This window comes from Nonomuraea glycinis, from assembly GCF_035920485.1.
Classification (GTDB): domain Bacteria; phylum Actinomycetota; class Actinomycetes; order Streptosporangiales; family Streptosporangiaceae; genus Nonomuraea; species Nonomuraea glycinis.
In genome coordinates, this window is record NZ_CP109166.1 from 7,969,137 (window position 1) to 7,985,777 (window position 16,641).

Genomic DNA, 16,641 nt, shown 5'->3' on the forward strand with positions numbered 1-16,641 from the left:
CTGAACGAGCCGGTCAGTCAGTCTTCTCGGAAAGACACCTTCTTGGGGTCAGGAGCCTTGATCGATGTCTTGGCGCCCCAACCGGTGAAGCGGCTGTCGATCGTCATGGTCTTGCCGTCGTACCTGCTTATGTCCAGCACGCCCGTCGCCGCGTACGAGCTCTTCACCCTGCTCACCAGCCCGGCGGAGGTCAGGGTGAGGGTGTAGGACACTTTCGTGTCGTCGTACATGCGCAGCGGGACGAACTCGTCGAACCAGGGTGAGAGCTTGTCGAGCTCCTTGAAGGTGATCTTCCCGGTGATGGTGCGCTTGGTCAGTTTGCCCCTCTTGATCAGTGCGGCCAGGGTCTTGGGCTCAAGGGGGTTGATGACCTGTCCCCTGAAACCGCCTCCGCCGCCGGACCAGCCACGATATTTCGCCCAGGTCTTGCCCGCCGGAAGCTCGCTCGGCGGGAGGCCGCCGGACAGATAGCTGAACTTGCCGACGGAGACGACCCTCTCGTGCCTTCCGGGAGTGAAGGTGGTCACGATGTCATAGGCCGCGATGCCTTTGGCGTTGAACTGGAAGGTGCCCTTGCGGCTCTGCTCCTTGAGCTTCTGGCCCGACAGGGTGGTGGTCTCGGTGAAGCGCACGCCGTGCCCGGCGACGAATTGGCCCTTCAGCGCCCGTACCGGATCTTTGGCCTTGGGGGCGGCGGCCTGGGCGGGGAGGGCCACCAGCAGGGGGGCGCAGGCCGCCAGCGCGATGATCGTCTTCTTCATGAAGGTGATCATGCCGAAGGCGGGTCACGGGCAGGCCACGGCCTCGGTCAGGCTCCGTACCAGCAGGGACTCGACGCCGAGCAGCATCTCCCGGGCCGTCTCCCGGGACAGGTAGGCGGTGTCGATGATGAGGCTGAGCTGTCCGGTGTCGGGAGCCGTGCCCACGGTGAAGAACACCTTGAACCGCACCCCGGGCCACGCGTTCGTGACGTAGGTGTGGGTCTTCCCGGTGAGCGCGGCCAGGTCCTCCCCCGGTGCGAGCCTGGGCAGGCTCGGCCAGCTGCCGCCCCCTCGCCGGTCGTTGAAGAAGGCGTCCAGGTCCGGCTCCCGGCCGCGCCGCCGCCCGACCTCCTCCCGCATCGCCTGCATGGCGTACGGGTCGTAGTGCGCGTTGCGGTAGGCCATGAGGGCGCTGCGGTGCGCGGCCTGGGCGGTGTCGGCGAAGTCGGTGCCCGGCAGGTCGAGCACCAGCAGCCCGTCCTGCCCCACCGTGGCGACCATGCTCTCGGTACGTGGATCGCGCCGGTTGCTGTGGACCAGCTGCATGACGGCCCGCCGGCGGCCGTTCACCCGGGCCAGGACGGTGGCGCAGGCGGCGATCAGGACACTGGTCGTGCTGATCGTCCACCGCTCGGCCAGCCGGACGGCCGCGCCCGCGAGCGCGACCGACTCCATGCCGACCTCGATGAACCGGGGGTCCTCCGGCTCGCCCGGCGGATGGTCGAACACCTCCAGCGGGACCTCTTCGAGCACCGAGCGCCAGTGGCGGACGGACCTGGCCGAGCGGGCGAGGTACGGCTCGGTGCGCTCCAGCTCGGCCTGGTCCATCGGCGTCCACGCGTCGGCCGGGAGGTCCTCGCCCCTGAGCAGCCCTCGCCACCGCGCGGACAGCAGGCCCAGCGCCTGGAAGTCCACCGCGAGATGGGAGAAGGCGAACGCGAGCGCCTTCGGCCGGCCGTCGGCGGTCACGATGGCGCAGCGCAGCGGCAGATCGTGCTCGTGCGCGAAGACGGTCCTGCTCATCTCGCCGGCGAGCCGTTCGGCCGCCACCAGCGCCCGCTCCTGCCCCGCCTCCACCAGCTCCACGGTCAGCTCGCCGCGGCCGGCCACCCGTTGCACCGGCCCGTCCGGCGTGTCGGCGAAGGTGGTGCGCAGGCTCTCGTGCCGTTCGAGCAGCACGCGCAGCGCCTCCAGCACCGCGGCGAGGTCGCGCCTGCCGTAGACGGGCAGCACCCAGGGGCAGTTGAGAAAGGACTGACTGTCTCCCATCAGGTGGACGGCCCGCCACATCAGCCGCTGCCCCCACGTCAGGGGCCCCTCACCGTCCCGCTGCCCGCCGAACGTCACCGTCCGGACGTCGTTCCCGCTCACGGTCATCGCGAACGCCCGGGGACCAGCAGATCGGCGAGGTGGGCGGCCAGGGTGCTCACGTACTCGAAGGAGGACAGGTCGCCGCTGAGGTCGACGTCCACGCCGAAGGCGTCCTCGATCGCGTCGACGAGCCGGATCAGGGCCAGCGAGCTGAGCCCGAGCGCCGAGAGCGAGTGGCCGCCCGCGAGCACCTCCTCGGCGCTGATCTCGCCGTCGGACAGCCCGGCGATCATGTCCGCCAGCTTCCGCTCGAGCTCCGCCGCGCCCGCCGTCACAGCGCGCCCCCCGCGCCACCGACGCCGGCATCCACGGCGTTCCCGGCGTTCCCGGCGTTCCCCGCATCCTCGGCGTCCTGGCGGGTGCGGACGCTGCGCGGCCGCATGTCCGTCCAGACCTCGTCGATGTGGTCCAGGCACTCCTGCCTGCCGCCGGCGAACCCCTCGGCCCGCCAGCCGTCCGGCAGCGGCCGGTCGAAGGGCCACAGCGAGTACTGCTCCTCGTCGTTGACGACCACCTGGTGGCGTGCGGCCTCGGTCATCTCAATGCCTCCGTCTTCTCGTTCGCGGTGGTGGCGGGGGTGGCGCGGCGCAGGGCCTGTACGCCGACCAGGTCGTCGGCGATGGCGTCGGGCACCTCCTGGTCGAAGCGGGCCAGCGCCGGGATCCGCATGGCGACCAGCGTGATCACCAGGATGGCGGCGCCGAAGAGCAGGTACATGAACCCGATGCCGCGCCCTGGCCCGGTGCCGATGAGCGCGCCGACGGTCGGGGCCAGCGCGCCGTTGTCCAGGAGCAGCGGGTCGAGCACCGCGGCGGCGTACGGGGCGACCAGGCCGAAGCCGACGGGCAGCGTGGACCAGGCGATGAGGGTGTTCATCGCGAACACCCGGCCGTGGAACCGCTGCGGCACCTTGACCTGCACGATCGTGGTGTAGATGCCGTTGAGCAGGGTGAGCCAGGCCGTCATCCCGCACACCCCGATCGCGATCACCGTCAGGTCGGCGCGCATGCCGGTGACCACGCAGAAGACGCCCAGGGCCAGCGTGCACAGCAGCACGCCGCGCAGCCGCAGCCGGCGCGGGCCACCCCAGAGGATCATGATGAGCGCGCCCGCGAACGTGCCGACGCCGGCCAGGAAGGAGATCCGGCCGACGTCGGCGAGCCCGGCGAAGGAGAGCACCAGCGGCGAGAACATCAGCAGGAGCGGCGACAGGAACACGTTCAGCACGACGAAGAACAGCAGCATGCCGACGAAGCCGCGGTGGCCGAGCGAGTAGCGCAGCCCGCCGAGGATCTCGGCCTTGATCGACTCGCGGCGCCGCCACGGCATGGTGGCGGGGAACTTCACCATCAGCAGGATGACGATCGCGATGGCGTAGCTGGCGACGTCCAGGATGAGGATGCCGCCGAGGCCGATGCCGGCGAGCAGGCCGACGGCGAAGATGGGCACCAGGAGCTGGGTGGTGCCGTTGCTGAGCTGCATGATGCCGACGGCGTGCCCCAGGTAGCGCTTGGGCACGATCTGCGGCACGGCGGAGAAGTACGCGAGCCGCTGGAAGGTGAGCGCGACCGACAGGCAGCCCAGCAAGGGGTAGATCATCGTCACGGACAGGTTGCCGGTCCACAGCAGCATGCCGAAGGCGAGCTGGATGGTGAACGCGGCGGCGTCGGCGGTGAGCATCACCCGGCGCCGGCTCGTCCGGTCGATGATCGCCCCCGCGATCGGGGCGGTGAGCAGGCCGGGCACCAGGCCGACGACGGCCATCAGGGCGAACTGCGCCACCGACCCGGTGGTGGTGTAGATCCACAGGGGGACGGCGAACTCGGTCAGTGCCGTGCCCATGATGGAGATGAGCTGGCTCAGCACGACGGCGAGGAAGCGCGGGATGCCGGGCTGTGGCCCGGACGGGGCGGTGGGCGCGTCGGCGTTCGACACGTCGTGCAGCCACCAGGTGGCGTCGGGGTCGCGGGCCGGTTTCAGCCTGGCCGGCGGCTTGGACAGCTTGGGGTGGAGGGTGGTGACGATCTCGGCCAGCTCTTCCGCCCGATATTTCAGGAAAAAGTGTCCGGCTTCCGCGAGCACGACCACGGCCGACGTCGAGGTCAGGAAGTGCCATTCACGGAAGCGCTCCTGGTAGTAGTCCGTCGCCGGATCCTCGGAGCCGACCACGCTGATCACCGGGGCGCGCAGCCGGTCGGGGCCGGCCTCGAACAGGCGGGTGTAGTACTCCTCGGCCTCCCGCGAGTCACGGCGCATGTTCCGGACGATCCGGCGGGCCTGCGCGGGGTCGAGCTCGCTCATGTCCACGCCCTGCGAGATCAGCCAGTTGACGTAGCGCTGGTCGCTGCGCAGCCGTTCCGCCTCGGCGAAACGGGCGATCCTCGACATGAGGGCGCCGCGTGGCCGGGCGAAGGGGAAGATCCCGCCGATGTAGACGGCGTCGAGATCCCGTCCCGCCGCCTCCAGCCGGAGGGCGATCGCCACGGTCACGGCCGAGCCGACGCCGCAGTGACCGTACAGCGCGATGGGGCCGTCGACCTTCTCCAGGATCTCGCGCACGCAGGTGGCGACCAGCTCGTCCAGCGACAGCGGGTCTTCTTCGAGGCCCACGTCGTGGCCGGGGATCGCCACCGACCACAGCGCGTGCCCGTCCGGCAGGGCGTCGGCGAGGGGCTGGTAGACGACCGCGCTGCCGCCGCCGTAGGGGACGCACACGTAGCTGAGCACCGGCGCCATGCTGCGGGCCGGGGTCAGCCGGTGCAGCAGCGAGCGGGGGCCGCGCCGGTCGGCGGGGGTGTCGGCGAGCCCCGCCAGCTCGCGGATGGTGGGGTGCTTGAACACGTCCATCACGCTGACCGCGCCGCCGGTCTGCCTGCGCAGCCGGGCCACCACCTGGGTGGCGAGCAGGGAGTGCCCGCCGAGGTCGAAGAAGTCGTCGTCGACGCCGATCACCTCGACGCCGAGCAGTTCGCCCCAGATCGCGGCCAGGGCCAGCTCGGTCGGCGTGCCGGGGGCGACGAGCTCGATCCCGGCGTCCCGGCCCGCGACCGGCGCCGGCAGGGTCCGCCGGTCCAGCTTGCCGCTGGGGCCGAGCGGCAGGGCGGCCAGGGTGACGTAGCCGCTCGGCACCATGTAGTCGGGCAGCGTCCTCTTCAGCTCGGCGCGGACGCCGGCGTGGTCGAGCACCTCGTCGAGGTCCTCCTCGCGGTCCGCGTCGGCCGGGGTGATGTAGGCGACCAGGCGGGGGTCGCCGGGCCGGTCCTCCCGGACGATCACGGCGGCGTCCCGGACGGCGGGCAGGGCGCGCAGCGCCGCCTCGATCTCGCCGAGCTCGATCCGCAGGCCGCGCAGCTTCACCTGGGTGTCCAGCCGGCCGAGGAACTCCAGGGCGCCGTCCGGGCGGTGCCTGGCCAGGTCGCCGGTGCGGTAGAGCCGGGAGCCCGGCGGGCCGTACGGGTTCGGCACGAATCGCTCGGCGGTGAGGGCGGGCCGGTTCAGGTAGCCCCGGGCCAGGCCGGTGCCGGCGATGAACAGCTCGCCCGGCACCCCGATCGGCACCGGTCGCATGGCCTCGTCGAGGACGTACAGGGCGGTGTTGGCGATCGGGGTGCCGATCGGCACGCGGGCCGCCGAGGTGAGCGTGGCGGGGCGGCAGTGCCACGCCGACACGTCGACGGCCGCCTCGGTCGGGCCGTACAGGTTGTGCAGCTCGGCGGCGGGCAGCGTGGCGACGCAGCGGCGGGCCAGGTCGGCGGGCAGTTCCTCGCCCGAGCAGATCACCCGGCGGAGCGAGCCGCAGCCGGCCGCGCCGTCCTCGCCGAGGAACACGGCGAGCATGGACGGCACGAAGTGGGCGGTGGTCACGCCCTCGGTGACGATCAGCTTGCGCAGGTACGCCGCGTCCTTGTGGCCGCCGGGGGTGGCCAGGGCGAGCCGCGCGCCGGTCCGCAGCGGCCAGAACAGCTCCCACACCGACACGTCGAAGCTCAGCGGGGTCTTCTGCGCCACCACGTCGCCGGCGTCGAGGGCGAACCGCTCCTGCATCCAGTCCAGGCGGTTGGCGATGCCGGCGTGCGTGTTCGGCACGCCCTTGGGCCGTCCGGTGGAGCCCGAGGTGTAGATGACGTAGGCGATGTCGTCCGGCCGCACCTCGGGAAGCGGCCCGGAGGCGCCGGTCCAGACGGCGGGGTCGTCCAGGTCGAGGGTGATCGCGGTGGTGGGCGGGAGCGTCGGCCGGATCCTCGCTTGGGTGAGGAGCGCGGCGGGCGCGGCGTCCGACAGCATGAACGCCACCCGGTCGGCCGGGTAGTCGGGGTCGATCGGCAGGTAGGCCGCGCCGGCCTTGAGCACGCCCAGCAGCGCGGGCAGCAGCTCCAGCGAGCGCTCGGCGCAGACGGCGACGACCGACCCGGCGCCCACCCCCAGGCCGCGCAGCGTGCGCGCGACCCGATTCGCGGCCGTGTCCAGCTCGCCGTAGGAGAGTGAACGCCCTTCGAAGCGTACGGCGGTCGCCTCGGGCGTGCGGGCGGCCTGGTCCTGGATCGGGCCGTGCAGGGTGGCCGGGCCGGGGAAGACCTTGGCGGTGTCGTTCCAGTCCTCGACGACCAGGCGGCGCTCGTCGCCGGTGAGCAGGTCGAGCTGGGACAGCCGCAGGCCGGGCCGGGCGGCCACCCGCTCCAGCAGCGCGCTCAGGTGGCCGGCCAGCCGTTCGACGGTGGCCGCGTCGAACAGGTCGGTGTTGTAGACGAAGAGGCCGGACGAGCCGCCGTCCGGGCCGTCGGTGACGTACAGCTCCAGGTCGTAGCGGGTCGCCCAGGCGTCCAAGGGGAAGTCCGCCACGCTCAGCCCGGCCGGCGGGGCGATGGTGGCGTCGCGGAAGTTCTGCATCGCGAGGATGACGCCGAACAGCGGCGACCTGGACACGTCACGGGGCAGGTCCAGCTCGGCGACGAGCTGCTCGAACGGCAGGTCCTGGTGGGCGAAAGCGTCCACGGCGACCTCGCGCACCCGCTCCAGCAGCTCGGCGAAGGTGGGGTCGCCCGACAGGTCCACCCGCATGGTGAGCATGTTCACGAAGCAGCCGATCACCCCGTCGAGCTCCGGCGCCTGGCGGCCGGCCACCGGTGAGCCCACCGCGACGTCGGGGGTGCCCGCGTAGCGGCCGAGCAGCGCGGCGAAGGCGGCCAGCATCGTCATGTACGGCGTGGCGCCGTGCTCGCGGCCCAGCCGGGCCAGCTCGGCGGACACCTCCGGGCTCAGCGGGAAGGCTCGGGCCGCGCCGGTGTAGGTGCGTTCCGGCGGCCGGGGCCGGTCGGTCTGCAGGTCCAGCGGCTCCAGCCCGGCCAGCCGGTCACGCCAGAAGTCCAGGTCGCGCCGCGACGGCGGCAGGGCGCGCTGCCAGGCGGCGTAGTCGCCGTACCCGACCTGGGGGGCCGGCGGCGCGTCGCCCTCGTAACGGCCGAAGACCTCGCGCAGCAGGAGGTCGGCGGACCAGCCGTCGGCGGCGATGTGGTGCACCGCGATGACCAGCACGTGATCGTCGTCGGCCAGGCGGACCAGCAGCGCCCGCGCCACCGGGCCGGTGGCCAGGTCGAACGGCTCGGCCAGGAACTCCTCCATCTGCGCCCTGGCGGCGGCCTCGTCGTGGGCGTCGCGCCGGATCAGCGGCAGCGTGCCGTCGGCGGCGACCACCACCTGCGGCTGCCCGTCCCAGGTCGCCGGGTAGCGCATGCGCAGCGCGTCATGGCCTGCCACCACCGCGTCGAGCGCGGCGGCGAGGGCCGCCACGTCCAGCGGGCCGCGCAGCCGCAGCCTGATCGGGATGGTGAGCTGCGTGGTGCCCGGCGCGAACTGCTCCAGGAACCACAGCCGCTCCTGGGCGTGGGACAGCGGCGGCGGCTCGTCACCCGACCGGGTGGGAATGGTGCGCCGCGCGGCCGCCGTGGCGCCCCGCCGCAGCCGCCGTGCCAGCAACTCCTGCTTGGTGGCCGACAGCGCATCCGATCCACTCACCGAGGCACCTCCACATCCAGAGCCGACACCGTCGGCGGCGCCTCCGCGTTCAGCAGGCGAGCCGCCTCCGCGTCGGAGATGCCTGACAGTTGTTCGATCAGCAGGGTCTCGACCGCGGCCGCCAGGGCGGCGACGGTCGGCCGGTCGAACACGGTGCGGATCGGCACCTCCGCCTCGATCGCGTTCCCCAGCAGGGCCGCGACCCGGGTGACCAGCAGCGAGTGGCCGCCGAGGGCGAAGAAGTCGTCCAGGGTGCCGACCCGTCCGGCGTCCAGGCCGAGCACCTGCTCCCACACCTCGGCCACCAGCGTCTCGGCGTCGGTGCCGGGCGGCACGAACCGCGCCGCCGCCTCCGGCTCGGGGTCCGGCAGGGCGGCGTGGTCGATCTTGCCGGTGATGGTGAGCGGCAGCGCGTCCAACGGCACCCAGCCCGTGGGCACCAGGTGGGCCGGCAGGCGCGCGGCCAGGTGCCGGCGCAGCTCGTCCGGCGCGGCCGCGCCGACCACGTACGCCACCAGCCGGTCCTCGGCCGCGGTCACCACCGCCTGGCGCACCCCTGGATGGGACAGCAGCGCGGCCTCCACCTCGCCCGGCTCCACCCGGAAGCCGCGCACCTTCACCTGGCCGTCCAGGCGGCCCAGGAACTCCAGCGCCCCGTCCTGCCGCCACCGCACCCGGTCCCCTGTCCGGTAGAGCCTGGATCCCGGTGGTCCGTACGGGTCGGGGATGAATCGTTCGGCGGTCAGCGCCGGGCGGCCCAGGTAGCCGCGCGCCAGTCCGGCCCCGCCCAGGCACAGCTCGCCGGGGAAGCCGGGCGGCACGGGCTCGCCGTACGGGCCGAGGACGTGCGCGGTCGTGCCGTCGATCGGCCACCCGATGGGCGGGCGGCCGGTGGTGTCGTCCGCGCCGAGGGTGACCGCCGTGGCGATGATGGTCGCCTCGGTCGGCCCGTAGGTGTTGACCAGCCTGATCCGGTCACCGAACCGGTCCCGCCACCGGCCCACGGCCGTGGCGTGGACCTGCTCACCGCCGAGGATCACCAGCCGCAGCCCTTCCGGCCAGCTCACGTCGTCGAGCGACTCGGTGAGCCGGTGCCAGTAGGCGGTCGGCAGGTCCAGCACGGTGACCTCCCGGCCGGCCGGGTCGCGCAGCGCGGCGGGCAGGCTGAGGGCCCCGCCGGGCAGCAGGTGCACGGCCGCGCCGGCGGTCAGCGCCGGGTACAGCTCTTCGGCGTGGGCGTCGAAGCTGAGCGAGGCGAACTGGACGACGCGGTCGTCCGGCCGCAGGTCGTACGCCTCCCGCATCCAGCGGACCCGCCCGGCCAGGCTGCCGTGCTCGACCAGCACGCCCTTCGGCACGCCGGTCGAGCCGGAGGTGTAGATGACGTACGCCGGGTCGTCGAACTCGACCTCGTGCCATCCGCCGAGCCACCGGTCGTCGCCGCGCCGGGACTCGTCGGCGGCGATGAGCGTGACGGTGTCCGGCGGCAGCCGGTCGGCCAGCCCGGCGTCGGTCACCACCAGGCGGGCGGCGCTGTCGTCGATCAGGAAGGCGAGCCGTTCGTCCGGATGGTCCGGGTCGAGCGGCAGGTACGCGCCACCGGCCCGCCAGACGGCCAGCAGCGCCACCACCGCCTCGGTCGAGCGCCCCAGGAACACGCCGACCACGCACCCGTCGGTGACCCCGCGCCGCCGCAGCGCCGCCGCGAGCCGCGCCACCCTGAGATCGAGCTCGCCGTAACTCACCCGCTCCTCGCCGCACAGCAGGGCGGTGACCTCGGGGGTGGCGGCGACCACCCGCTGAAAGAGCACCGGCACCGGAACACCCTTGCCCTGACCACTCTGCCGGTACGCCGAGCCCCCGCCTGCCGGCGCGGCGGCGTCGGCCGGAGCGGCTGTGTCGATGTCGGTCAGGGCGACCGTGTCACTGCCGGTCAGGGCGGCCTTGTCAGTGTCGGTCAGCGCGACCGTGCCGCCGTCGGTCAGGGCGGCCTTGTCGGTGTCGGTCAGGAGTGGCAGGCGTGACAGCGGGGTGCCGGGGGCGTCGGCGATGCCGCGCAGGAGCACGGCGAAGCGTGCGGCCAGGCCCTCGGCGGTGGCGGCGTGGAACAGGGTGGTGTCGTAGCCGAGCACGGCGAGCAGCCCCTGGTCGTTGCGCCAGGTCTCCAGCGCCAGGTCGAACTTGGCCTGCCGGAATCCGCCGTCGTACAGCTCCACGCCCAGGTCGCCGATCCGCTCGGGCGGCGTGCCGTCACCCGCCTGACTGTGCAGGATGATCATGGTGGCGAGCAGCGGATTGTGCTGGAGATCGCGCGGCACCCCGAGCTCGCCGATGAGCCGCTCGAACGGCACGGCGCGGTGGGTGTGCGCGTCCAGCACCGAGCTGCGGGTGGCCGCGAGCAGGTCGCGGAAGGACGGGTCGCCCGCGAGGTCGCCGCGCAGGACCAGGGTGTCGGTGAGGTAGCCGATGACCGGTTCCAGCTCGACGCGGTCACGGGTCGCCCACGGCGTGCCGACCAGGATGTCGCTCTGCCCGGTGTGCCGTGCCAGCAGCACCTGGTAGGCGGCCACCAGCACCATGAACAGCGACGCGCCGTGCTCCTGGGCCAGCCGTTCCAGGCGGGTGACGACCTCGGGCTCGATCCGGAACGTGTGGAAGGCGCCCTCGGGGCGTTGCCCGCCGGGCTTGTCCGTGGGCAGCTCCAGCAGGGGCGGCTCGGCCAGACGGCGCCGCCAGTACGCCAGCGACTCCTCGGCCGCCTCCCCGTTGTCGCGCTCCCGCTGCCACAGCGCGATGTCGCCGTACTGCACCGGCAGCGGAGGGAGCCGGGGCTCGCCACCGGCGACCTCGGCCTGGTAGAGCGCGAACAGGTCGTCGAACAGGACGCTGAACGACGCCCCGTCGGCGATGATGTGGTGCAGCACGAAGCAGAGCACGTGGTGGCCGGGGCCGAGAGTGAGCAGGCTGATCCGCAGCGGCGGCGCGGCGGCCAGGTCGAACGGCGCATTGGTGCGCTCAGCGACCAGCCTGCGCGCCCACTCCTCGACACCGGCCTCGGGGCCGGCCTCGGAGCCGGTCCCAACGTCAGCTCCGAGAGCGGTCCCGAGGTCAGTCCCAGAGGCGGCCCCAAGGTGAGTTCCGGGCTCGGTCCCGAGGTGGGTTCCGGGGGCGGTCCCGAGGTGGGTTCCGGGGGCGGTCCCGAGGTGGGTTCCGGGGGCGGTCCCGAGGTGGGTTCCGGGGGCGGTCTTGGTGGTCAGGTCCAGGCGTTCGACCGGGACGGGGCCGGGCGGGTGGATGACGGTGATCGGCTCGCCGTCCAGGTCGGGGAAGCGGGTGCGCAGGCTCTCGTGCCGCGCCACCACCGCCTCCAGCGCGGCGTCGAGCGCGCCGGCGTCCAGCTCGCCGCGCAACCGCAGCACAAGACACATGTTGTACGACGCGTCGCCCGGGTCGAACCGTTGCAGGAACCACAGCCGCTCCTGGCCGAACGACAGCGGCGGGCTCACTCCGGCCGGCCGGGGAACGGGCCGGTCATCCCCTTGGTCCGGGTCGTCCTCCGCCGGATGCGCTGCGCGAAGACGGGTGATCTCCTCGACGATCCCCGTGACGGTGGGGTCGTCGAAGAACGCGTCCAACGACACGTCCACGCCGAGCCGCTCCCTGATCCGGGCGGTGATCTGGGTCATGGTGAGCGAATGGCCGCCAAGGTCGAACAGGTCGTCATCGGCACCGATCTCCTCCACGTCGGCCAGATCCAGCACGTCCCGCCAAATCCCCCGGACGGTATCGACCAGACCCGCGACCGAACCGCCTCCGACCGGGGCCGGAGCTGCCTGGCCCGCTTCGGGGCCCGGGGCGACCGGGGTCGGCGTGGCGGTGCCGGTCAGAACCTCCGGGGCCGGAGCGGCGGTCAGAACCCCCGCGGCCAGACCCCCCGCGGCCAGATCCTCCGGGGTCGGGGGCGTGGTGCCGGTCGGTGTTCCTGGGGTGGTCGGCAGGGCGGCGCGGTCGAGTTTGGCAACCGGAGTCAGCGGCAGGGCGGCGCGGTCGAGTTTGCCGACCGGGGTCAGCGGCAGGGCGGCCAGCGTGACGTACGCGCTGGGCAGCATCGCCTGGGGCAGCGTCCGGGCCAGGTGGGCGGTCAGCGTGCCGGGTTCGGGCGTCGCGCCGGGCGCCGGGACGACGTAGGCGATCAACCGTTGATCGCCGGCGTCACCGTCCCGGACGAGCACCACGGCCTCGGCCACCTGGGCGTGCTCCAGCAGCCGGGACTCGATCTCGCCGAGCTCGATCCGGTGCCCCAGCAGCTTGACCTGGCCGTCCTGGCGGCCGAGGAACTCGATCTCGCCGTCGGCCCGATACCGGGCCAGGTCTCCGGTGCGATACAGCCGCGAACCAGGCGGACCATACGGATTGGGGACGAACCGTTCGGCGGTACGGCCCGGCCTGCCCCGGTAACCGCGCGCCACCCCCGCGCCGCCGACGCACAGCTCGCCCGCGACGCCCACCGGCACCGGGCGCAGTGCCTCGTCGAGCAGGTAGATCTGGATGTTGGCCAGGGGCCGGCCGATCGTGACCGTGTCGCCGAGCTCGCCGTAGGTGCTCCAGATCGTCGTCTCGGTCGGGCCGTACACGTTGAGGACCCGGTCGCAGCGGGCGCGTAACTCCTCGGCGAGCCGGGGCGGCAGCGCCTCGCCGCCCGTCAGGGCGGTGACGCCGCCGATGCCGCCCGGCAGCAGCAGCCGCCACACCGACGGGGTGGCCTGGACGTGCGTGACGCCCTGCTCGGCGACCAGCCGGGCCAGCGCCGCCGGCCGCCGCACCGCTCCGTGCGGGGCGACGACGACCCGGCCGCCGGTGATCAGCGGCAGGTAGAGCTCCAGGGCGGAGATGTCGAACGCGGGCGAGGTGAGGGCGAGCCAGGTCCCGTCGGGTCCGGCCTTGAGCCGGTCGCGCATCGCGAGCAGCAGATTGGCCAGGTTGCGATGGTCGACCTCGACCCCCTTGGGCCGCCCCGTGGACCCCGAGGTGTAGATCACGTACGCGATCTCGCCCGGCAAGGGCGCCTCCCCCGGCCGCAGCTCAGCCCTGCCACCCGGAGCCCGCCCTGCCGAACCACCGGCAGCGGGCTCGTCCCCGGCTGAAAGCGCCGGACCAGGCGAACCACCGGCAGCGGACCCCTCGGTGGGCTCTTCGCCGAGGACGAGCACCGGGCCGGGCAGGGCGGGGGCGGGGGTTTCGGACAGCAGGAGCCGGGGGCGGGCGTCGGCGGTGATCATGGCGAGTCGTTCGGCCGGGTGGTCGGGGTCGAGGGGCAGGTAGGCGGCGCCGGCGCGGTGGACGGCGAGCAGGCTGATCAGGAGGGTGTCGGAGCGTCGCAGGTGGACCGCGACCAGGTCGCCGCGCTCGACCCCGGCGGCGCGGAGCCGCAGGGCGAGCCGGTCGGCCGCGGCGTCCAGGCCGGCGAAGCTGAGCGAGCGGTCCTCGTACGTCACGGCGGTCGCGTCCGGGCGTGCCCGTACCTGCTCGGCGAACAGGCCGGGCAGGGTGGCGTCGGCGGGGTAGGCGGCCGCGGTGTCGTTCCACTCGGTCAGCAGCCGCCGCCGCTCGGCCTCGGGCAGGATGTCCAGATCCGCCAAGGGGACGCCGGGGTCGGCTGCGGCACCGCGCAGCAGGGCGCGCAGTGCGTCGGCGAACCGGGTCACGGCGCCGGTGCCGACGGCCGCCGGGTCGAACCGCAGGCACAGGGCCAGCCCGTCGGGCCCGTCGACGAACTGCAGGTGCAGGGCGTTGCGCACACCGCCGCCGAACATCATGCGGTCGACGGACAGCTCCAGCCCGGGAAAGACCGGGTCGGCCGCCGCCTCGCGGTAGCTGATCGACACCGGGATCGCGGCCCTACCGGCCGGCAGTCCGGCGGCCCGTGCCAGAGGCACCTCCCGGAACCGGTACAGCTCACGCACCTCACCCCGGAGGTCCCGGACGAACTGAGCGAACGGCTGGTCGGCCGAGGGGCGCGACAGCACGGCCAGTTCGTTGACGAACGGGCCGATGTGGTCGCGGGTCGCGGGCCGGCGCGTGGTCACGTCGATCGCCACCGCCACGTTCTCGGTGCCGTACCGGAACAGCAGCGCGTGCACGCCCGCGAGCAGCACCTCGAACGTCGTCGCGCCGACCGCCCTGGCCACCTCGGCGGCGTCCCGGCCGAGTTCGTGGTCGACGCCGACGTCGATCTGCTCACCGACGCCGTACCGCCCGGTGGTGCGGCGCTGGCCGGGCAGGACGAGTTCGGCGGGTGGCGTCCAGCGGCCGGCCCAGAACTCGCGGGCGGCGGGCAGGGACGCCGCCGCGCGCTCGTGCTCGGCGCGCAGCGCGTCGCCGATGGGCAGCGGCGGCAGCGGATCAGGGGCTCCGGCGCCGATCCGGGACGCGTACAGGCGGGCCAGGTCGCTGATCAGGATGTCCTTGGAGATGCCGTCGAAGACCAGGTGGTGGGCGACGAACAGCAGCAGGTGCCGGCCCGGCCCCGCCGGTGCGAGCGTGAACCTGGCCAGCGGCCCCTTCTCCAGGTCGAAGCCCCGGGCGCTCTCCTGCCGGATGAGGGCGTCGGTGGCGGGCCCGTCGGCGAGCGTGACGGACGGCTCGGCCCCCGCGACCAGCCGCACCCCGTCTCCGCTCTCCTCGAAGGCGGTGGCCAGCACCGGATGCCGGGTGGCCACGTCCGCGCAGGCCGACAGCAGCGCGCGAACGTCGAGGTCGCCGTCGAGCCACAGGGCGAGCGGCATGTGGTAGGCCAGGCCGGCGCCCATACGCTCACTGATCCACATGCCTTGCTGGGTGAAGGAAGCCGGAAGGCTCTCCTGGCGGTGCGTCATGACCGTTCTCTCTGTCTTGTCCGCTGGCGCTGAAGTCGGGTTCTCACAGGGACGCGTCCGGGTTGCCGAGCAGGTCGAGGAGCTTGGGCTTCACCACCTTCCCGACGTGGTTCTTCGGCAGTTCCGGCAGGAACAGCAGCCGGCTCGGCAGCTCGTGCCTGGCGAGCCGGTCCAGCAGGAAGGTCCGCAGGTCGGCGGCGGTGACCGGGGAGCGGGTGACGACGGCGGCGGCGGTCACCCGGCCGAGCACCGGGTGCGGGACGCCGACCACCGCGGCCTCGGCGACCGCGGGATGTTCGAACAGCGCGGCCTCCACCTGGAGCGTCGAGACCTTGTGCGCGCCGGACTTGATGACGTCGCTCTCCCGGTCGACGAGGTAGAGGTAGCCGTCCTGGTCGAGGTAGCCGACGTCGCCCATGCGCACCCAGCCGTCCTGGAAGATGTCGTCGGTCAGCCGCTGGTCCCGGTAGTAGGCACGGGTCCCGGCGGGCGACCGCAGCCAGACGTGCCCCTGTTCGCCCGGCTCGGCCGCGCTGCCGTCCTCGGCGACGATCTTGAGGTCGCTGCCGGTCGAGGGCCGCCCCACCGACGCGGGCCGCTCGGGGTCCACGATCATCGTGGTCTGCGCCGGGGCCGCCTCGGTCGAGGTGTAGTAGTTGACGATCGTCGCCTTCGGGAACGCCGTGGCCATGCCCGCGGCCACGGCCGGCGGCAGGCTGGCGGCGGTGGAGCCGAGCAGCCGGACGCTGGACAGGTCGTGCCGCTCCTGCACCCGGGCGTTGAGCAGCTCGATGGCCATGGCCGGCACGACGAAGACCGTGCCGGCGCCGTACGACTCGATCAGGCGGGCGAAGCGGGACGGGGTGAAGCGCGGCAGGGTGAGTGCGGCGGGTCTGGCGTCCAGGGCGTTGACGAGCATGGTCTGGCCGGCGTTGCTGCCGATCGGGAACGCGTGCAGGAAGTGCCGCGAGTGGGCGAGCTTACGGCGGCGCGGGTGGGTGGAGACGCCGTAGCCGAGGTTCGCGTGGGTGGCGCCGACCCCTTTCGCCCGGCCGGTCGTGCCGGAGGTGTAGATGATCTGGGCGAGGTCGCCCGGCCGGAGGTCGCGCCGTACCGAACTCTCGTCGTCGCCCTCCAGCTCCGCCAAGGTCGCCCGCCACTCCCCTGCCTCGGGCGGCGTGACGTCCGCGCCGTGCAGGACGGCGGTCACGGCGCAGTCCAGCAGCGCGTGCCGCAGTTCGGCGGGCGCGAGCCTGGTGGACAGGGGCACGCTGACGCAGCCGGCCCGCATGACGGCGCACCAGGCGACGGCGAGGTCGGCCCAGTCCCGCTCGTCGAACAGCAGCCCGACCCGGTGGCCGGGCGGCAGACCGCGGTCGATCAGCGCGTGCGCGAGGGCGTTGGCCCGTCTGTCCCACGCGCCGAACGTGAGGGCGCCCACGTCGGCCACGATGAGCGCCGGTCGTTCGGGCTGCTCCTCGGCACGCCGGGCGAGGAGATCCGGTAACGTGATCCGCCGATCATCCCTCATCACGAGACGTCACCGAAACATTTCGACAGCATGACGTACTCCCTGATCGACACCGCCGGGCCTAGGGACGACCGCGAGCGCTCTTGCAGGG

General features: G+C 73.2%; 7 protein-coding genes. All 7 read right to left on the reverse strand.

Annotation, left to right across the window (positions count from 1 at the left end):
- Positions 1–17 precede the first annotated feature (17 nt).
- The 7 genes from OHA68_RS37490 to OHA68_RS37520 are packed head-to-tail and all read right to left on the reverse strand — an operon-like array spanning position 18 to position 16,550.
- Positions 18–761, reverse strand: a complete 744-nt coding sequence (locus tag OHA68_RS37490) for a hypothetical protein (RefSeq protein WP_327104490.1) — start codon at positions 759–761, stop codon at positions 18–20.
- Positions 762–785: 24 nt separating this feature from the next.
- Positions 786–2,138, reverse strand: coding sequence for a condensation domain-containing protein (locus OHA68_RS37495; RefSeq protein ID WP_327104491.1), 1,353 nt, complete (start codon positions 2,136–2,138; stop codon positions 786–788).
- Positions 2,135–2,407, reverse strand: coding sequence for a phosphopantetheine-binding protein (locus tag OHA68_RS37500; protein ID WP_327104492.1), 273 nt, complete (start codon positions 2,405–2,407; stop codon positions 2,135–2,137). Before OHA68_RS37500 ends, OHA68_RS37495 begins: the two co-directional genes overlap by 4 nt.
- The gene (locus tag OHA68_RS37505; protein WP_456094118.1) at positions 2,404–2,670 is read right to left on the reverse strand and encodes an MbtH family protein; all 267 of its coding nucleotides are present in this window, start codon (positions 2,668–2,670) and stop codon (positions 2,404–2,406) included. Before OHA68_RS37505 ends, OHA68_RS37500 begins: the two co-directional genes overlap by 4 nt.
- Positions 2,667–8,144, reverse strand: a complete 5,478-nt coding sequence (locus tag OHA68_RS37510; protein WP_327104493.1) for a non-ribosomal peptide synthetase/MFS transporter — start codon at positions 8,142–8,144, stop codon at positions 2,667–2,669. Before OHA68_RS37510 ends, OHA68_RS37505 begins: the two co-directional genes overlap by 4 nt.
- Positions 8,141–15,019 (reverse strand): non-ribosomal peptide synthetase, encoded by a 6,879-nt coding sequence (locus tag OHA68_RS37515; RefSeq protein WP_327104494.1) that lies wholly within the window; start codon positions 15,017–15,019, stop codon positions 8,141–8,143. Before OHA68_RS37515 ends, OHA68_RS37510 begins: the two co-directional genes overlap by 4 nt.
- Positions 15,020–15,062: 43 nt before the next feature.
- Entirely contained in the window at positions 15,063–16,550 is a 1,488-nt protein-coding gene (locus OHA68_RS37520; RefSeq protein ID WP_327104495.1) for a class I adenylate-forming enzyme family protein, read from the reverse strand.
- Between the last annotated feature and the right edge of the window lie 91 nt (positions 16,551–16,641).